General features: G+C 40.6%; 11 protein-coding genes and 4 pseudogenes. 7 read left to right on the top strand and 8 right to left on the bottom strand.

All coding sequences use genetic code 11. The annotated features are described in order from the left end of the window. The first annotated feature begins 167 nt into the window (after nucleotides 1-167). From C5Z26_RS12465 to C5Z26_RS12455, 3 genes are all read left to right on the top strand, one after another. Nucleotides 168-1,724, top strand: a complete 1,557-nt coding sequence (locus C5Z26_RS12465; RefSeq protein ID WP_054736640.1) for a reverse transcriptase/maturase family protein — start codon at nucleotides 168-170, stop codon at nucleotides 1,722-1,724. 469 nt (nucleotides 1,725-2,193) lie between these two features. Beyond that, on the top strand, nucleotides 2,194-2,547 hold the full coding sequence (locus C5Z26_RS12675; protein ID WP_021730116.1) for a plasmid mobilization protein: 354 nt from the start codon (nucleotides 2,194-2,196) through the stop codon (nucleotides 2,545-2,547). Further along, the gene (locus tag C5Z26_RS12455; protein WP_105450236.1) at nucleotides 2,529-3,698 is read left to right on the top strand and encodes a relaxase/mobilization nuclease domain-containing protein; all 1,170 of its coding nucleotides are present in this window, start codon (nucleotides 2,529-2,531) and stop codon (nucleotides 3,696-3,698) included. The genes C5Z26_RS12675 and C5Z26_RS12455 overlap by 19 nt, the downstream gene beginning before the upstream one ends. Before the next feature lie 361 nt (nucleotides 3,699-4,059). On the opposite strand, the pseudogene C5Z26_RS12450 reads toward C5Z26_RS12455, so the two are convergent. From C5Z26_RS12450 to C5Z26_RS12440, 3 genes and pseudogenes are all read right to left on the bottom strand, one after another. Beyond that, nucleotides 4,060-4,515, bottom strand: a pseudogene (locus C5Z26_RS12450) (replication initiation protein RepA); the annotation flags it as partial. 47 nt (nucleotides 4,516-4,562) lie between these two features. Next, nucleotides 4,563-4,826 (bottom strand): hypothetical protein, encoded by a 264-nt coding sequence (locus C5Z26_RS12445; RefSeq protein ID WP_003582045.1) that lies wholly within the window; start codon nucleotides 4,824-4,826, stop codon nucleotides 4,563-4,565. A gap of 59 nt (nucleotides 4,827-4,885) precedes the next feature. Then, nucleotides 4,886-7,690 carry a cation-translocating P-type ATPase gene (locus C5Z26_RS12440; protein WP_063486518.1) on the bottom strand — a complete coding sequence of 935 codons (2,805 nt, stop codon included), beginning with the start codon at nucleotides 7,688-7,690 and terminating at the stop codon, nucleotides 4,886-4,888. A 168-nt stretch (nucleotides 7,691-7,858) separates the two neighbouring features. Here C5Z26_RS12440 and C5Z26_RS12435 point away from each other — a divergent pair. Next, nucleotides 7,859-8,365: pseudogene (locus C5Z26_RS12435) on the top strand (site-specific integrase); the annotation flags it as partial. A 355-nt stretch (nucleotides 8,366-8,720) separates the two neighbouring features. Continuing rightward, entirely contained in the window at nucleotides 8,721-8,933 is a 213-nt protein-coding gene (locus C5Z26_RS12430; protein WP_010015136.1) for a hypothetical protein, read from the top strand. 1,821 nt (nucleotides 8,934-10,754) lie between these two features. Here the strand turns inward: C5Z26_RS12430 and C5Z26_RS12425 are convergent. Next, nucleotides 10,755-11,258, bottom strand: a complete 504-nt coding sequence (locus C5Z26_RS12425) for a DUF536 domain-containing protein (RefSeq protein WP_033609920.1) — start codon at nucleotides 11,256-11,258, stop codon at nucleotides 10,755-10,757. Nucleotides 11,259-11,483: 225 nt separating this feature from the next. Between C5Z26_RS12425 and C5Z26_RS12420 the strand changes: the two are divergent. Beyond that, nucleotides 11,484-11,573: pseudogene (locus C5Z26_RS12420) on the top strand (IS30 family transposase); the annotation flags it as partial. 41 nt (nucleotides 11,574-11,614) lie between these two features. On the opposite strand, the gene C5Z26_RS12415 reads toward C5Z26_RS12420, so the two are convergent. The 4 genes from C5Z26_RS12415 to C5Z26_RS12395 all read right to left on the bottom strand — a co-directional run bounded on the left by C5Z26_RS12415 (nucleotide 11,615) and on the right by C5Z26_RS12395 (nucleotide 16,479). Continuing rightward, the gene (locus C5Z26_RS12415; protein WP_042253884.1) at nucleotides 11,615-12,082 is read right to left on the bottom strand and encodes a Dps family protein; all 468 of its coding nucleotides are present in this window, start codon (nucleotides 12,080-12,082) and stop codon (nucleotides 11,615-11,617) included. A gap of 1,141 nt (nucleotides 12,083-13,223) precedes the next feature. Then, entirely contained in the window at nucleotides 13,224-15,521 is a 2,298-nt protein-coding gene (locus C5Z26_RS12405) for a glycoside hydrolase domain-containing protein (protein WP_014271901.1), read from the bottom strand. A 356-nt stretch (nucleotides 15,522-15,877) separates the two neighbouring features. After that, complete coding sequence (locus C5Z26_RS12400; RefSeq protein ID WP_001748110.1) at nucleotides 15,878-16,222, bottom strand: type II toxin-antitoxin system PemK/MazF family toxin; 345 nt, start codon at nucleotides 16,220-16,222, stop codon at nucleotides 15,878-15,880. Further along, the gene (locus C5Z26_RS12395; protein ID WP_003643337.1) at nucleotides 16,216-16,479 is read right to left on the bottom strand and encodes an AbrB/MazE/SpoVT family DNA-binding domain-containing protein; all 264 of its coding nucleotides are present in this window, start codon (nucleotides 16,477-16,479) and stop codon (nucleotides 16,216-16,218) included. Before C5Z26_RS12395 ends, C5Z26_RS12400 begins: the two co-directional genes overlap by 7 nt. Before the next feature lie 85 nt (nucleotides 16,480-16,564). Between C5Z26_RS12395 and C5Z26_RS12390 the strand changes: the two are divergent. After that, nucleotides 16,565-16,867 (top strand): annotated as a pseudogene (locus C5Z26_RS12390) (site-specific integrase); the annotation flags it as partial. Between the last annotated feature and the right edge of the window lie 192 nt (nucleotides 16,868-17,059).

Below are 17,059 nucleotides of genomic sequence, written 5' to 3'. Positions count from 1 at the left end.
AAATTGCTTAGAATACTTTCAGTAATATTATAATAAGTCACAACAACATGCAGTATATCGATATGGAGATTACTACAGGAAAGTTAGGCAGGCATAAGTCAATTAGGCAATGTGATGAAGAAAGCCAAAGACTTATGTCTGATTTTCTATTTTATAGGAGATACTAAATGAATAATAATATTAATAAACCCAATAACTTTGATATTAAAAACTATATTTCAAAGTCCTATCTTCACTTCGATTTTCCGTTGACAACAGCTGAAGCAACTAATTTCCTATCATCAATCAGTACAGATGTTTTATGTAAACATAGATATTTACCTTTTATAACCTACTCTATAGTTTTTAAAAAATATTTACCTAAAGAAAAAGATGTTAAACCCAAAAGAAGAAAAATATCATTATCAAGTCACCATGATGCTTTAATTTATAAATATTATTCTGAAATTCTTGGATATAATTATGAGAAATATGTCAAAAATAATAATTTCCAATTGGTAGCTACAGCTTATAGAAAAAATATCGGTATGGACAGTATCAAAGCCGCTAGAGAAGTATTTAATTTTATAGACCAAACAAATGAATCTTGGATTATAAAGGGAGACTTTCATCATTTTTTCGATACTTTAAACCATAAAATCCTTATCAAAAATATAAAAGAAGTTCTAAATGTCACTGTTATTCCTAATGATTGGAAAAAAATGCTTACTTCTTTATTAAAATTCAAATCTATTTCCAGGGAAAAATTAAAATCTCAATTAAGTATGGTAGGTATAAATTCACCTTTTAAAAGGAATAATCAACGTGCATATATAAAAAATATTAGAATGCTTGGCGAGTTAATTAAAAACAATCAATTAATATTCTCAAATAAAAATAATGTTGGAATTCCTCAAGGAACAGCAATTAGTGCAACATTAGCTAATGTATATATGATCAACTTTGATAAACAAATAAATAAAATAACAAAACATTTCAATGGAATATATAGACGATATTCAGATGACTTTATCATAGTTATACCAACAACTACGCCACTATATAAAATTATTAGCTTTAAAAGATACATAGTCAAAAGGAGCCAAAATATAAATTTAACCATTGAACCTCATAAAACCAAAATTTTTAAATTTGAATCTGCAAAATCATCTATAACTAAATTAAGTTATTCAAATAAAAAGTTAAAGAATAATAAATCTAATAAAATCTCTTCTACTCCCTCTTCGTTAGATTATCTGGGTTTTATGTTTGACGGAATTTCAGTATCATTACGGCCAAAAAGTATTTATAAATACTCTTACAAAAGTAAAAGAGCTCTTAAAAGATTAATTATGCTAGAAAATGATAATCACATTTCCAGCCTTGGAAATGATGAAATCCAAGCAAAGATTCAGAACTATTATGTGAAGAAATATCCCAACGGACATGAACCTGCAACATGGAGAATAGCAAATAATTATGAACGTAAAAATTATGTAGATAGAATAATTGCTGCAAAAAGTAGAAAAATTAATGATATATTGAGTTTCCACAAAAATGTTACCCAAAGATACTTATGCTTTAATCCTAGAGGAAAAAATATATCCATGATGAACTATGCTATACGTGCGCAAAAAGAATTTAATAAATCACAACATTCATACAATGTTGTAATTTTAAAACAGGTTAAAAGACAAATAAAAAGAAACCAGATTGCATTAGGAAAAAACAGAAAAAACAGATAAAATCATTAAACAATATAATTGGATAATAAACTGATTTTAAATGGTTAGAATACTTTTTTGATCAAGCTAAATTAGCTTGCGCCGTTTGCGTAAAACTCCGCCTGAAAGGCTCCTGCCGAAAGCATGCTGATGATGCAAAATCATTCGGCCGAAAGCCCCCGTCTGGAAGACTTTTTTACTCAAATCCCGATAGCAATTTTGAGTAAAAAACGCGAAGCTTTGCCAAAAAGTGGCTAGCCAACCGGCCAACCATTTTGGCATTACGCAGCTAACTTGGGGGTCAAGGGGGAGCGTTAGCTTTCCCCCTTGCAAGCACCGCAGCAGCCACAAACGTAGTCTTGTGGCTAGCATGCGGGTTGCTTGCCAATCCTCTGTTATTCGATTATCATTAGGAGGTCATCAGCCGTCGGCTGATCCGACTTTTGATATCTCGAATAACTTTGCCCGCAGGGCAACGGAGGTGGGACTTGTGAACGAACTGCAAAATCTGGCTAGCACAAAAAAGACGACTCAGGTTCATCGTCAGGCTAGCAAACAAATTAATTTTCGGGTGAGTGAACCGGACTATTTAAAGCTGGCGCGTTCCGCGCAAACTTTAAATCTGTCCGTGCCGGCTTTTGTCAAAAAGAAGGCCCAGGGGGCGCGCTTAGTTGCCCCTAAGATTGCTGCCCAAGATGCCCAGAACATCACTCATCAGTTAGCTAAAATTGGCGGTAATCTTAATCAATTGGCCCATCATGCTAATCAAGGTGGTCAAATCGATCCCCAAGCATTAAAGGATTTACAAAACGAGGTGCAACGCGTATGGCAACAACTCACATAAAACGTTCCACCAGTGCATCTAGGTTAGTCAATTACGCTGAAAAACGAGCCATCAAAAAAGATGGCCTCAATTTAGATATTCAGTACGCTAAAAGCGAATTTAAACAAGTGCGGGCCGTCTATGGCAATCCTGGTAAAACCCAAGCGTATGCCAGCCGGATTGCCTTTAGCCCGTTGGAATTTAATCCGCAAGATCCTCATGATCAGACAACGGTTTTAGCCGTTGCCAAAGAGGTTTATGCCAAAGCCTATCCCAATCAACAGGTGGCCCTTTATGAACATGCCGATACCGATTCGTTACACGTCCATGCCGTCATTGGCGCGATTAACCTGGAAACCGGGCAAAAAATGCACGGTAATTGGCACCAATATCGCGATCACTTAGTCCACATCACGGATCAAGTGTGCCAGGAACATGGCTTAATGGTCACCCGGCCCGATCCTAACCGTCACGAGAAACGCTCAATGGCCGAAATTAAGCTCCGGGCTAAACAGCAGCCCACTTGGAAAGATCAAATCCGCCAAGCCGTCGATCACACCATGCAGAACCCCCTGATTCGCGATTTTCAGGCCTTTCAGGACGACTTGAAACAACAGGCAGTTAAAGTATGGGAACGGGGCAAAAATCTCACCTATCAGCTATTAGGGACCAATTACAAGTCTCGGGGAACCAAACTCGGGCTTGATTATGAAAAGGAGACGATTTTTAATGAGTTGGCAAGCCGACAAAACCAAACAAGAACCAACCAGCAACCAGAACGAACCGTTGACCCAACAATTGACCCAGCTCAATCAGACCATAGCCGAACTCCGGAATTACCAGGGCACTCAGATTCAACTGCAAGCCACAGCCAAAACGTCCCTCGATCAACAACTTCATCAGATCGAACAGACCGCCCAACAAGTCAACCAACAGTTTCAGACGACCTTAAACAACTTAGACAGCAGCAACGCCAGCTCGCAGGCCCAATTAAAACAGACCTTACAAAGCGCCTACGCAGCATTCCAAAAGCAGACCAACCTGATCAGTCAGGAAAATCTGACCGCGCTCAAACAAATTCAAACCGAACAAGCCAAAAACAACCAGCGCCTCAGCCAACTCAGCGACCAAGTGAACCAGACCATTCAAGAGACGATGGCCCAAGTCGCTGATCAAATGGATCAGCAGTTACAAACCACGAAAAAGCGGTTCTCGTGGTATGAAATTAAGAATTATCTGCTGGCTGTGATCCCGACTGGTATTCTGACAGGCCTTATTTTCTGGTTATTGACCAAGTATTTCGGTTAGTTCAAGTTAAGCTTTCAGGTTTCCGCGTCCTCAATTGCTGACAATTTTATTTCAGGGTTAAACCAAATTGGCGTTTTATTGACATGAATTTAGGATTTTGAAACCAATTAGCGTATTTTTTCGCTTATTATTGGCTATATTTATCGTTTCTAAGCCATTTTAAATCAGCTCTGGTGTAATATTTATATGCCAGTTAACTAAAACGGCTGAGAAACGATTTTAGAGCTAATCTGAAATGACCCCTTGATTTTTGAATTCTTCTGAGTGTTGCGCCCGATATTTAGCCCCAGCTAGTTTATTCCAGTAAATACCGAACAGATTCGTCATGGTCCCGTACAAATAGTTTTCCACGTCCTTAACATGCTTCTCGTTACTTCTGAGCACGTTAAAGTATCTTCTCAAGGTCTTAGTTATCAGTGGTTTAAGCGTATCGTCACCTAAATTAATTTTGACTCCTAAGGCTTGATGTTCTTTTTCGAGGTTGTTTTTAGCATTCAAAATGATGCGGATAAAGCGTCGCATTTGTTGTGGTGTTCGACACCAGAAACTGAGCAGTTGAATGGCTTCGGGTTCTAAGAAGACTTCCCAGCCACTTTCTGGATCGGTTAAAAACTCGTCAGCATGTTTTACTAAATCCCGGTTTTGGGTTTCAATTTCAGCTGGTGAAAAGTTAGTGCAAGAAATGCCCCACAATCGTTAGACTTCTTGTCTAACAATTGTAGGGCACTTCAAATCGGCTGATCGAGGACTTTTTGGTATTCGTCCAGCACGTCATTCGGCAAGGGCGTCAGTAAATGCAGGTCATCGATGACATCGCTGGCCGTGTCGGTGCTGGGCAAATCAACGAAAAGGTCGATTTTACTGAGACAATCACTTAGTAGATCGGTCAGCTGCGAAAGCGGCTTGCCGTTTTCATCGGTGATCACGACCTGGCGATGATTGAGGGGCTGGTGCTCGATCTGAATCATTTTCAGCGCATGATAAACATTCAACTGGCTCACCTCGATATGGTTACCCCGATTGTAGGCAATCTGGCCCGAAAAAACAATCTTTAATCATGCTCTGGGGCTACCGACGGGCGATGCCAACGCAGCCACAGTTCTTTGATTCCAGACAAAATGAGGGTCGGTAGCGCCGGGATGAAGACTACCGCAGCATACAGCGTGCTAGAAAGTGGCGCGGTCCCCATCACTTCGTTGAAGAACGGCATGATGGTGACAAGTAATGAAGCCACCGCCGCGAAAGCCACTGCCAGCAGCAACTGATGGTTTTCAAACGGGTTGCGGGCGAACAAAGTGCGGGTGCTACGCGCGTCGAACACATGCCACAGCTGGCCAAACACCAGGGTCAAAAAGGCGAGGGTTTGCGCTTCTGCGCCGCTCATGCCTTGACTGGCAGCCCAGATGAAGGCGACGTACACGAGCCCACCCATCACAATACCGCGCAGGAAGATGCGCCCGAGCATGCCATGCAAAATGGATTGTTTCACATTGCGCGGCGGCTGGTTCATGAGGTCGGCTTCTGGCACATCATAGCCGAGGGCAAAGCTCGGTAAAGCATCGGAAATCATGTTCACCCACAGCACCATCAGCGCCGTTAATGTTGGGGTGGTGGCCGCCACTTGGCCGACGGGTTGCGTCATCAGTAGCACGCCGAACAGCAGCGCCAACACCTCGGCGACATTGGTGGTTAACTCATGCCGCATAAAGTTTTTGATATTGCCAAAAATGGTGCGGCCGGCGCGGACACTGCGCTCGATGGTGGTGAATTTATCATCCAGTAAAATCAGATCTGCGGCGTCTTTGGTGACTTCGGTGCCATTAATGCCCATGGCAATGCCAATGTCAGCAGCGCGTAAGGCTGGCGCGTCATTGATGCCATCACCAGTCATGGCCACGGTTTCGCCATGCCGCTGCAAGGCGCGCACGATGCGCTGCTTGTGTTCCGGCGACACCCGGGCGTATACGCGAATGCTTGGCGCGAGCCGGAACAAATCTTCATCGGTCATGGCTTCCAGCTGCTTGCCTTCCACTACCCGGGCGCTAGGGTCGGTGACAATGCCCAGCTTTAAGGCAATCGCGCGGGCGGTGACTGCGTGATCGCCGGTGATCATCACGACCTGAATACCGGCTTGGTGCAAGGTGGTCACACTTTGGCGCACTTCCGGCCGCGGCGGGTCAATGATGCCGGCAATGCCTAGTAAGGTCAGGTGCTGCTCAAGCTCAGCGGTGCTACCATGCAACGCCAGGTCCTCGTCGATGTCACGCAGCGTCACCGCCAGCGTCCGCAGCGCCTGTTCGGCAAAGCGGTTGACCTGCGCTTCTACCGCAGTTTGACCAGCTGGCAATGTTACGAGTTGGTCGTGGTCCAGAATGGCATCAGTTTTGGCTAAAATCACGTCTGGCGCACCTTTAGTCAGCACCTGATACTGGTCGCCATCTTTAATGACGACACTCATCATTTTACGGTCGCTGTCAAACGGCAGTTCGCGAATGATGTCGATGTCCTGCGCCTGGTCTTTGCTCAAAATCGTATCGCGATCGATACCAAATTTGTGGCCCATCACTACCAGCGCTACGTCGGTGGGGTTGCCATACGGGCGGCTGCGGCCTTCGTCGTCGGTTTGAATCGCCGCTTCGTTATTCAGGACAGCGGCCATCATGAAGCGCGAAAAGCCGGGGGTGTCGGCTTCGTCATCAGGGATGATTTCGCCTACTGGTTCATAGCCGTCGCCTTCCACCACATAACTGGCGCCATTGGCATAAAACCGGGTGACAGTCATTTCATTTTTGGTCAAGGTACCAGTTTTATCTGAGGCAATGTAGCTGGTGGCCCCTAGGGTTTCCACACTGTTCAGGGACTTGATCAGACCGTTGTTTTTGGCCAGCATCGTGGCCCCGACCGTGAGCACAATTGACAGCACCGCCGGTAGCGCATCGGGAATCGCGGCCACCGCCAAGGCAATCGCCGTAGAGAGGGATTCGGCCAGCGCAGCGAAGGAGAGACTGCCAGTTTGCTGATAGGCTTTCAAGAGCTCCACCAGCAACGTGAACGCCACAATCACCATCGCCACCATCATCAGTTTGGTGGTCAGGCGCGCAATGGTGCGTTCAATCGGGGTCTTTTTGCCCTTGACTTGATCCAGCAAGGTGGCGATTTTGCCCAGCTCGGTTTGCATGCCGGTCGCAACCACCACCCCGAGGCCGTTACCATGCGTCACTGTCGCACCAGAAAAGCCCATGTTGGTGCGGTCACCGATTTGCACGTCAGCGCCCAATGCGTGGGTTTGTTTTTGCACAGGTTCCGCTTCGCCGGTGAGGTGGGCTTCGTTGGTTTGCAGCTCGGCGACATGGAGCCAGCGAACGTCGGCTTCGATGAAGTCGCCGGTTTTGACACTGACAATATCGCCAGGCACCAGCTCGGTGGCTGGCACCGTCAGCCAGTCGCCATCGCGCAGGACCTTGGCGTGGTGATCCGCCATCACCTTCAGGGCGTCCAGGGATTTTTGTGCGCTTTTGGCTTGCCAGAAGGAGAGGCCGGCATTAACGAAAATCAGCAGCAGAATCGCAATGCTTTCATACACTGCCGCCATACCATGGCTGGGGTCGTGGCGCACGAAGAAGTCATAGCCGGCGCTGGCCCAGGCCAATAGCACGGCGATGAATAAAATAATCACCAAAGGTTCTTTCAAGGTGGCCAAAAACTGGCGCCAGGCTGGTAGGGGCTTGCTGGCGGCCAAGGCGTTGGGGCCATGCTGGGTGAGCCGGGCCTGTGCTTCTTCACTGGTGAGGCCGCTTTGCCGGCTGGTGGCCAAGCGCTTTAGGACATCTGCTTTGTGTTCGTTGTAAGGGGTCATAAGTTTCCTCCAATAAGAAAAGGCCGCACCCAAGAATCGCTTTCCTCCCCGAGAAAGCTTTCTTGAGCACCGCCCAACCGAATTTTTTGAATTAGTTACCTTTTATTGCTAGTTTAAAGGATACCTAATGTTGCTGTCAAAAGATTTGGCCCGGGCCGCCGGTGGCGTGGCCGACGTAACTATACGATTTTTCAAGTTGGTAAAGCGACGCTACTGCGAGTGAGTGACGTTATGGGCTTAAAACAGGCCGATATTTTTAATCCGGACGGTTCTATTAAACAAAATGCGTTTATTCATGACCGAAAAACTGGTAAACCCAATACCTTGTACCTTAAACCTGTTCAAACAGAGCTCTTATTGTACCGTCAATGGCTGCTTGATCATAAACTAGAATCTGAATGGCTCTTTCCGTCCATTCAACACCCAGAACGGCATATTACGGAAAAACAGTTCTATAAAATCATGAGCAAAGTCGGCGATCTTTTAAGCATTAATTACCTTGGTACCCACACTATGCGCAAAACTGGGGCTTATCGCGTTTATACGCAATCCAATTACAATATTGGCTTAGTCATGCACTTATTAAATCATTCAAGTGAAGCCATGACTTTAGCTTATTTAGGCTTAGACCAAGCCAGTACCGAAACTATGTTAGATCAAATTGATTTTGGTTAGTTTTATTTGGATTTTTAGTTGTTGCCGAAGGCAACTTATGAGACAGATTTTAAGCACAAAACCTCCACTAATTTTTAGTGGAGTGTAAGTGCACATTGACCTCGTTTCAATCGGTCTGCTGATAACCATAAAATCAATTTCTGCTGTTGTTAAACTGAATGTATTTTTAATTCAATTTATACTTGCACTTAACTAAGTTTGTTATGCTTTAGATACTTAAAAAGTGTTGCAGATTACGCTGTTTTAAGCCAAAATTTTTTAATTGCTTTGTGCAGATAATTTTTATAAGCTTGGTAACAAATTTTGAATAACGGTGTTGTAAGATCTGTAAATCTAAACTGAAATCATTATTTTGATGTTAGGAGTCATTAAGATGGACGAAAAGAAAGTATTAAAACCAATTGATGAAATGCTTGCTGATCCTTGGCAAGTTGATATTCAAGAATTGTTTGAAGCTTCTGTCAATGAACCTGACGAGATTAAAAAGAATTTGTATGATTCCTTATACACTTATATTTTGCAAAAAAGACAAGAAGATATTATTAATCGTCCTGGTTTCGTCATCTAGCCCTCTAAAAGCTCACTGAGGGCTTTTTATTTTTGTTTTGGTATAAATATATATAAATAGTCTTAAAATCGCTAGAAACGAAAAATAAGGCCCTAAAAAACGAACATAGCAGCTAAATTCTTGTTAAGATTCAGAAAAACTAACTGTTTGCTGTCAATGGTAGCGGACGACCAAAGCGTGGGGGCATAAGGAATTAACAGCTTTTAACTAGTTTTTTACACCTTTTAGCGTATAAAGCTGATTAGGTTTCTTATAAGCACACAAAAAGACCTATCAAATTAATGATAGGTCAACATACTTTTGGATAATTAATCCATGCCAAATCAGATCAACTACGCCCTGTTCAAAAATGAAAGTAGTGTGTCATGTCAACAGCACACAAGTAGTATATCATTATCAAAACATGTTGTAACCACTAAAAAATGAGCACCCGGGTAAGTGCTCACCAAGAAGTTGTCACATTGAAACGAAAATACCATGAGTCCCGACTAATGGGACAACTCTATTTTAGATCATTCTAATTAAATTGCAACTTAAAAAAGCGACTATCTAAACAGATAGCCGCTCCCAATATAAATGACACACACATTATTATAATAACATTAAAATTGACGTAATAAAAAAGGGCTACCCTTAATTTGGATAGCCCTTTTTATGGTGCTTACGGAAAAGCAAAGTAATTGAAAGTAGCGTGTCATGTCAACACGGTTACAGTATAGCACTATGAAAGCTCGGTGCAGCCACTGAATTCAATCAAGTTAACATAACACATAGTATTAAAAGCTAAAGCTTGTGAAGTGTGTAAATCCTTGTTATATCAACGATATCAAGCTATATATTTACCGATATCATACGATAACGATACTTTGTGAAAATAGAGTGAATTTGTAAATGTTAATATACCAGTATTTTACACTTGTGAAATTGTATTATTCTACGTATGTAAGTTACTTTGTGATAGTGACGTTCTATTTATAATTGTCCGAAATATGTCGGCTTAGAAACCGCCTTGGCCGAGACTATGTAATATTGATAGTGTGTCTGTCGTTAGTAGTTAGTTCTTAACGTTTTGTGGTCTACGTGACGATTAGTACATTAATAACACCCTAGTTTAACCTATCTGCACGCAACCACGTGCTCTTAACCCTCAAGGTCAAACCAGTTTAGTGCGCTTGCCCTTTGCTGTTCAGAACGCTTGAACTTGAGCGGGATATAGTTTTCCCCTTGTTTTGCGAAGAAGAAAACTTTTTGTTGTTCGTCACGAATCACCGTCACGTAAAAACACTTGTATTGTTACTATTGCGCTTGTAGATTAGCCTAACTAATCTAGCCTATAAAAAAAGCACCCTTTATAGGTGCCAGCAATCATTTATTTTTAGTTGTTTGGATCACTGGCCTTGCGTAATAGCCCTGTACTTTCGTACTGCTTTACCGCCCGCCCCGTGCGTGGGGCCGCCGTTCGGAACTAACCTAAATACAAGTATAGATTAATTCCTAGTGGGAGTTTATAACGGCGGCTCTCACTTGACCTGTCGACTTGTTTCATTAGCTCCGCTAACCGGCTGTCAGTCCCCGAAAGGTAAGATTAGTTGGCTTGGCTAGAATGTTGCCACTCTAGTAACGGGGCTTGGCTCCCCCGTGATCCAGAAAAATTCAACTCTACCTACTTGAAAAATCTTACAATAGTAGGTAGAATGAACACATAACCTTGAATGATTTACGTGTTCCCCCGGCTTAGCCCCGAGGGAATTTTTTTGTCTATTTAATTTAGTTACAAACAGTATTATACCCCTTTGCCGATAATATGACAAAGGGGTATTTTTAACGTCTCAGCCAGCCGAATAAGCCCTTTTTAGGCGTCTTAGTTTCTTTCCCCTCATAATTACCCTCGGTAGGTTTTAAAACGTCTGTATCGTCGTTTTGCAGAGGCCTATCGTCCTGTGAAGGGGTGTTGTTCGTAGTGGTATCGAGTAGCTTTTCATTTTGACGGTTGGTAGACAAGTTGAGTTGTTGTTGCTGGTCAAGTAATGACTGCATTTTATCTAATTGATCGTTCTTTCGTTCAAGTTCGCCCTTCAAAATGTCTATTTGTTCAAGCAATATTCGTGACGTATCTGCTTTCGTTTCAGTTGCAAGGTGAACGGATTCACTTGAAAACGCCTTTATAATAACGTCTTTAGTGTGTTCGGAATATAGTTTCGCGTTTCCTTTCATTGAACGTTCTGAAATGTTATTATCACGAATGTACCGCCACACTTTAGTTTTGTTCACCTTTGCAATATCAGCTATTTCAGATATTTTATATAATCGTTCATTGTTGTTCATGAATCGTTCTCCTAACGTTTTTGAATGTTCACTATGATAGATTATACCATTTCAACACTGAACGAGGGCTTAGAACACGTCTCTCAACATATGATATAATTCTATCGTGGAGAGTTTTAGTTTTAAGGTAGATTGTAAAATTAATCCGAACGCTGTTCGGACAAAAAAGATCAGCTTCCTTTAAAATGGTGTTTACCACAAACCCATCTTTTAGGAGCTGATCTTTTGTCTAGTATAACCTATTCCGAACGAATTAAAATCGAAACCTTTTGTGAACTAGGGCTGTCCAATATCCAAATGGGCGTTCGGATTAATTTTACAATCTACCATAAGCCTACCGATTTTTTAATATTATTTTATTCATCAACTTCCGGCGCCGACCCAAGCTCTGCCTGAATCATCCAGATTTTCTTCTCAATTGCGGTTTTGAGACCAATGAAAATATCTTGGGTACTGAAGTCTTTTTCAACATCGGATACTTCAATGCCGTGTTGGTAAAGGTCTTCCAAGTAACGATAGCCATCAACTAAGTGTGCGAGGCGTTCTGGGGTTGTTTTGTCCCATTCACCAGGCCAGTCTTGAATCTTAGTGTTTTCGGCCATTTCTTTTAAGGTCGAGTAAGGACTGCCATCAAGCGCAATCAGCCGTTCAGAAATGACATCGAGTTGGCTGTCAATTTCTTCCATGAACTCATCCATCAAGGGGTGCAACTTCAAAAAGTTGGGTCCACGCATGTACCAATGCGTCTGATGGATAATCATTGACATCTGGCTCAAATCGGCAACGAGTTGATTTAATACTGCTTTGGTTTTCGTATATTTCATTAGATTGATCTCCTTTCGATATCGTTATTATAACTTAGTGGTAGCTTAATCTGAAACGTTATACACTGGCAAATTAAGTTATTTATAGCCCGTAGAATTAAGTCGTTTTGAAAAGATGGAGACGTTATATGGTAGATTGTAAAATTAATCTACAATTGAATTTTATTTACCTTATGAAGATGTTCAAAACGCGTTAAAGTAAAGTGCGCAAAACCCCTTTATACGTACAAAGGATGAATGGGTAGTGGGTAACAATGAGTGTAAATTAAATAAGGCACAAAAAGGATGCTTAAGGATAAAGAAATATATAATCATTTCAATTTAGAAAATATTTCCAGTTCCATCAAAACGGAGCTAAACAAGATAGTGCATGACATCGATGACTAATACTTTAACACCAAACAGAAAGGGGCTATGAATATATAGGGTCTATACTAGATAATGGACCCTATTTATTGAAATGGGAGAGTAATTTTTTCAAAGAAAAGGGGGTAAAAACTATGATTAAAAAAGGCATTACAAGAGTAATAATAAAAGTAATGAATTCTTGGAGTTCAATTTTTTCAACGTTACCAGGGTAACTTTTGGGAATCGGAATTAAAAAGTCGAGGAAGATTGGTAAATATACAATGCTATTAACTATTACAACACTACTTATTCCGATTACGTAATGAACCATAGAAAAAGTTAGGACTTGATTGTGTCTGAAGTATTTTTTTTGAGCCTGCTGTACAGTTTTTTTCCTAGTTACAATGTCATGCCTTGCAGCGTTGAATAGGAGTGAAAAGCCTATTAATGCAACAATTATTAATATAAAGCCGAATGAATTGGTAACTCCAACTTCTGAAGTGAAATTTAGAAAAAAAGGGCCCAAATATTTGGAGATGAACCAACTAGATAAAATTGAAATAATAATTGTAAGAATGTTTTTAAAATAGCCATTTTCAATGATAGTATCATTTATATGGTCACATAAATATAAAAAATCAATTGTTATGAGAAAAAAAACAACTAATATTACGATTAACCATGAGTACAAGCTGATTTAGCACCTCTTTCTATTTTTTAGATAAAAGTAAAAAACTAAAATAAGTAAAATGATAAACTAATATATATAGTTTATCATTTTGCTTATTACTTTCTATGCGTTTTGTTCAATTAACTTGCGAAAAGCTTTAGCGGCGTCTTTTGCTTCACTGTCAGTATAAGAAGGATATTTTTGTAATTTAAACTTTTTAAAAGCCAATAAAGCGGTTTTATAAGCTGCACCCCATGAACCTGTACCACCTTTTAAAAGAGTATATGTGTCGTTCTGTAGTGAATCAAGGTCATCATCAAAACGATTACTTAGGTAAGAATTAAAGCGAACGGAGCTTTCATTACCGGTGTAATAAGTTTTAATAATTTTGGATATAGTTTGGTTGTTTTGCGAATGGATTGTACTGTAAACGTTAAGTGCATCCAAATCGTCAACCAAATCTTCCCTTCCAAATTGCCCTTTATTACCTACATATGCAGTAATTGATTCATAAAAAGAGCCGTATTTTTTCTGGTTAAGATGAGCATCTTCTATACTTGTTAAAAGATCTCCACACCAGCCCCCAAGGTCCTGAATTCCTGAGGCTGACTGTGGTTCTCCCCAAAATAAAAGTGCGTTTAAAGAAGCCATCATGTGTGGTAAGCCAATTTTTATGCCAGTAGTACTATCATAAAGAGTTTCGAAGTCACTTTCTTTTGAAACATGTAATGCTGAGTTTGCGAATGCTAACCAGCTAGTATTTAATCCACCGGCCAAGGGTGCCCAACTTGGTGAAGAATAGGAAAATTGTCTATAAAATTGGGTAACAAGTTGTTCAGCAGGTGTTGAAGAGCTTTCACCGCTGATATAACTATATGCCTGGTCTTCTACTTGTTGCAGTTGGGTAAAGAAAGCAGCGTTAGGATTTATATTAACTTTGGTAACTTTAGAAACTCCGTTATCTTTACCAGAGACAGCAACTTGATCCATATCAATCCCTGTTGAAGCTCCAGTAAATTCATTGAATTGATCAAAGCTCCAATTTTCAGGCATTTTGAACCCTAAATTTCCGCTCCATCCAGAAGACATATCAGCAACAAAACTATACTTAACTAAGTGGTTTACATGCAAGCACGCATTGCGTGTTCCATAAATACCTGCTTTATATTCAGTTGATCCTATAATACCAGTAATACCCTCGAAATAGGGGACAACCGTACTACTCATGTTTCCATCTTGAATATCAACATCAACGGCAAAATAGATAACTGTCCCACTTGGTAGGCCAAGCTGACGTGCAGTATTAACGGCAATAGAAGCGTCTGCGAAACCTTGCTTGCTATTAAAATAACTTTCTTCATAACCTCCATCTTCGTAAATCGGAAAAATCTTAAGGTTAGCATCTAATAGCAGTTTAACTTCAGTGTTAGTCAAATTTTTATCTCGTTTATCAGCACCAGTCCCGACGCTTCCTGTCAAATAACGGCCGATAATGTTATAGCCAGCTGCTTTCAGTGATTTAGCCGTAGCAGCTGATGTGATTTGAGTAGCCATGTCGACACCATCTGAAGATCGGTTAGTGTTACCATTACTAGTTAATAAGCCTTTGATCACAGTTAGGTCAGCAGTTGAAGTATAAGGAGGCAACTTCATGAATTTTCTAAAGGAAACTATACCGTCGGCAACATTTTGTGTAAATTGGCCATTGAAGGCGCCTGAATAGAAACCATTAACGTAAAGACCATATTGAATAATTTTAACGATTGCCCCAGTTGCGCCAGAATTAACAGTTGGTGTTTTATTGATCGTACCAGGACCATAATAACCATTAGCAGTTCCAGTATCCATACCTTCCACTGACTGCAAAGCATAAATCAAAGCAGTGTTCGTATCCCTTTGATAAATTCCATCACATGGTAAAATACCAGTGTAAGCTTGATAATCATGATTAAGCTGTTGTTGCATTGAACGGATTTTAGCGTCCCCACCAGGAACTAAAACAAACGCGCTCATTGTCAACAAGGCTTTCATAATATCCGAGTTTACATTGGCGCTGGTGTCTTTGATACCGGCGTCTTTTTTTAATTCAACGACAGCAGCAGCCGTGTTAGTAGTAAATTCTCCGGTAAAGTCTTCAGGGTTGATACCCTTACACCAAAAGCCACCTTGGATTATTTTAACAACATTGTGCTTAAAGCCAGTTTTAACTTTATTAGCAAATTGAGTATCCCATTTAGCGGCAGTTGAAGGGCCAAAATTATCAACTAGATCTGTGATACCTAATTCGTGTTGCAGGGCTCTAGTTAACCCATAAACTGTGTTCCAACCAGTATTACCGTCCTCGGGTACTTTACCAAAGCCAGAAACTTTACCGTAAGTTTTGTTGAGCCAGACTTGTGTTTCTTTTACCATTTCATCCATACATAAATCGTCCTTTCTGTGTTGTTTAGCAACCATAAGCGCCTACAACGAACAAGCTATCAAATGAGTAAGCAGTTTCTGATTCAACCTCCTTAAAAATTATTTGCTCAATATTCGAACACACGTTCGAGTAGACGGCTTAATTTTAGCACAGAAAAACAAGAAAACAAATTTTTGTCGGATTATTTTCGAACAAAAAAGATCTTCCAGGAAAATGGGAAGATCAAGTAAGCTATATATTTTTAAGGGCCCATTTTTAACAAATAACCCCTCGAAAACATTGAAAGAACAACCCCCAAAATCTATATCATAGATTTTGGGGGTTATTTGCTTTAATACTAAAGAAATGACTTCTTCTATTTGTCATCAATACTAAACAATAATTTGTACAAAGTGATTATTTCTTCTAGTTCTTCACGCGATACATGATCGACAATAGTTTCATCAGTGACATGTCTTGCCCGTAAATCTAAGGCTATGGTTTGATCTAATAATACTTTTCCATATACCGTTTGACTACTAGTTAGTCGATGATACATTGGAAAATTACGCTTGGTACTGCTAATTGGAGCCACAATCGTCATGTTACTTGTCTGACAGACTAGATCATTGCTTAGAGCAATGGCTGGTCGCTTATTCATCTGTTCATGACCACGGCTTGGATTAAAGTTAACATAAAATATATCACCTTGGCTTACCATTGAAGTTCATTACCTTCTGACTTTCCCCAATCAAGCTCGTGATCCCTTTTCCCGTCATCTTTCCAATCCTTAAATAGTTCGTGAATATTGGTTGGGTTCTTTTTTATTGGTGTTAAAACAATTGATCCATTTTCAATGGTTATTGTCATATCTTGGTTATCATCTAATTTCAGTTGTTTAATAATTTGGCTAGGAATTCTAGCAGCTTTCGAGTTTCCCCACTTTGCTAAGCGTGTTTGTTCTTTAATAAGTTCCATATTTTCCCCTCCTAAATTATTATTACAAGTCAAGTATATCCCGTGTAGATACACAATGCAAATATTCTTACTGGAGGTCATTTACATGCAACAAGTTGTCTTACCCATAAAAGATTCAAACGTTCTTAAAGAGGTTCAAGATACGTTACTCAATAACTTTAAAGCTGGCCGACGTAACTATACGATTTTTCAAGTTGGTAAAGCTACGCTACTGCGAGTGAGTGACGTTATGGGTTTAAAACAGACCGATATTTTTAATCTGGACGGTTCTATTAAACAAAATGCGTTCATTCATGATCGAAAAACTGGTAAGCCTAATGTCTTGTACCTTAAACCAGTTCAAACAGAACTCTTATTGTATCGTCAATGGCTGCTTGATCATAAACTAGCACCACGCGTGAATAATGGTATAATGTAATTACCGATTCTAGAAACCATATTTTCGTTGTAAGATGAGACAGTTCAATAACACATGCTGTTAGCATTTGTCAAATGTATAAATTGATTAATTTGGACGAACAATCCAAGTGTAATTAAAGCTAATCTCATTAGCAATATACCTCCTTGATAATACTCAAGC

The sequence above is a fragment of the Lactobacillus sp. CBA3606 genome (assembly GCF_002970935.1).
Lineage (GTDB): Bacteria > Bacillota > Bacilli > Lactobacillales > Lactobacillaceae > Lactiplantibacillus.
This window is presented reverse-complemented; position numbering and strand designations above follow the sequence as displayed.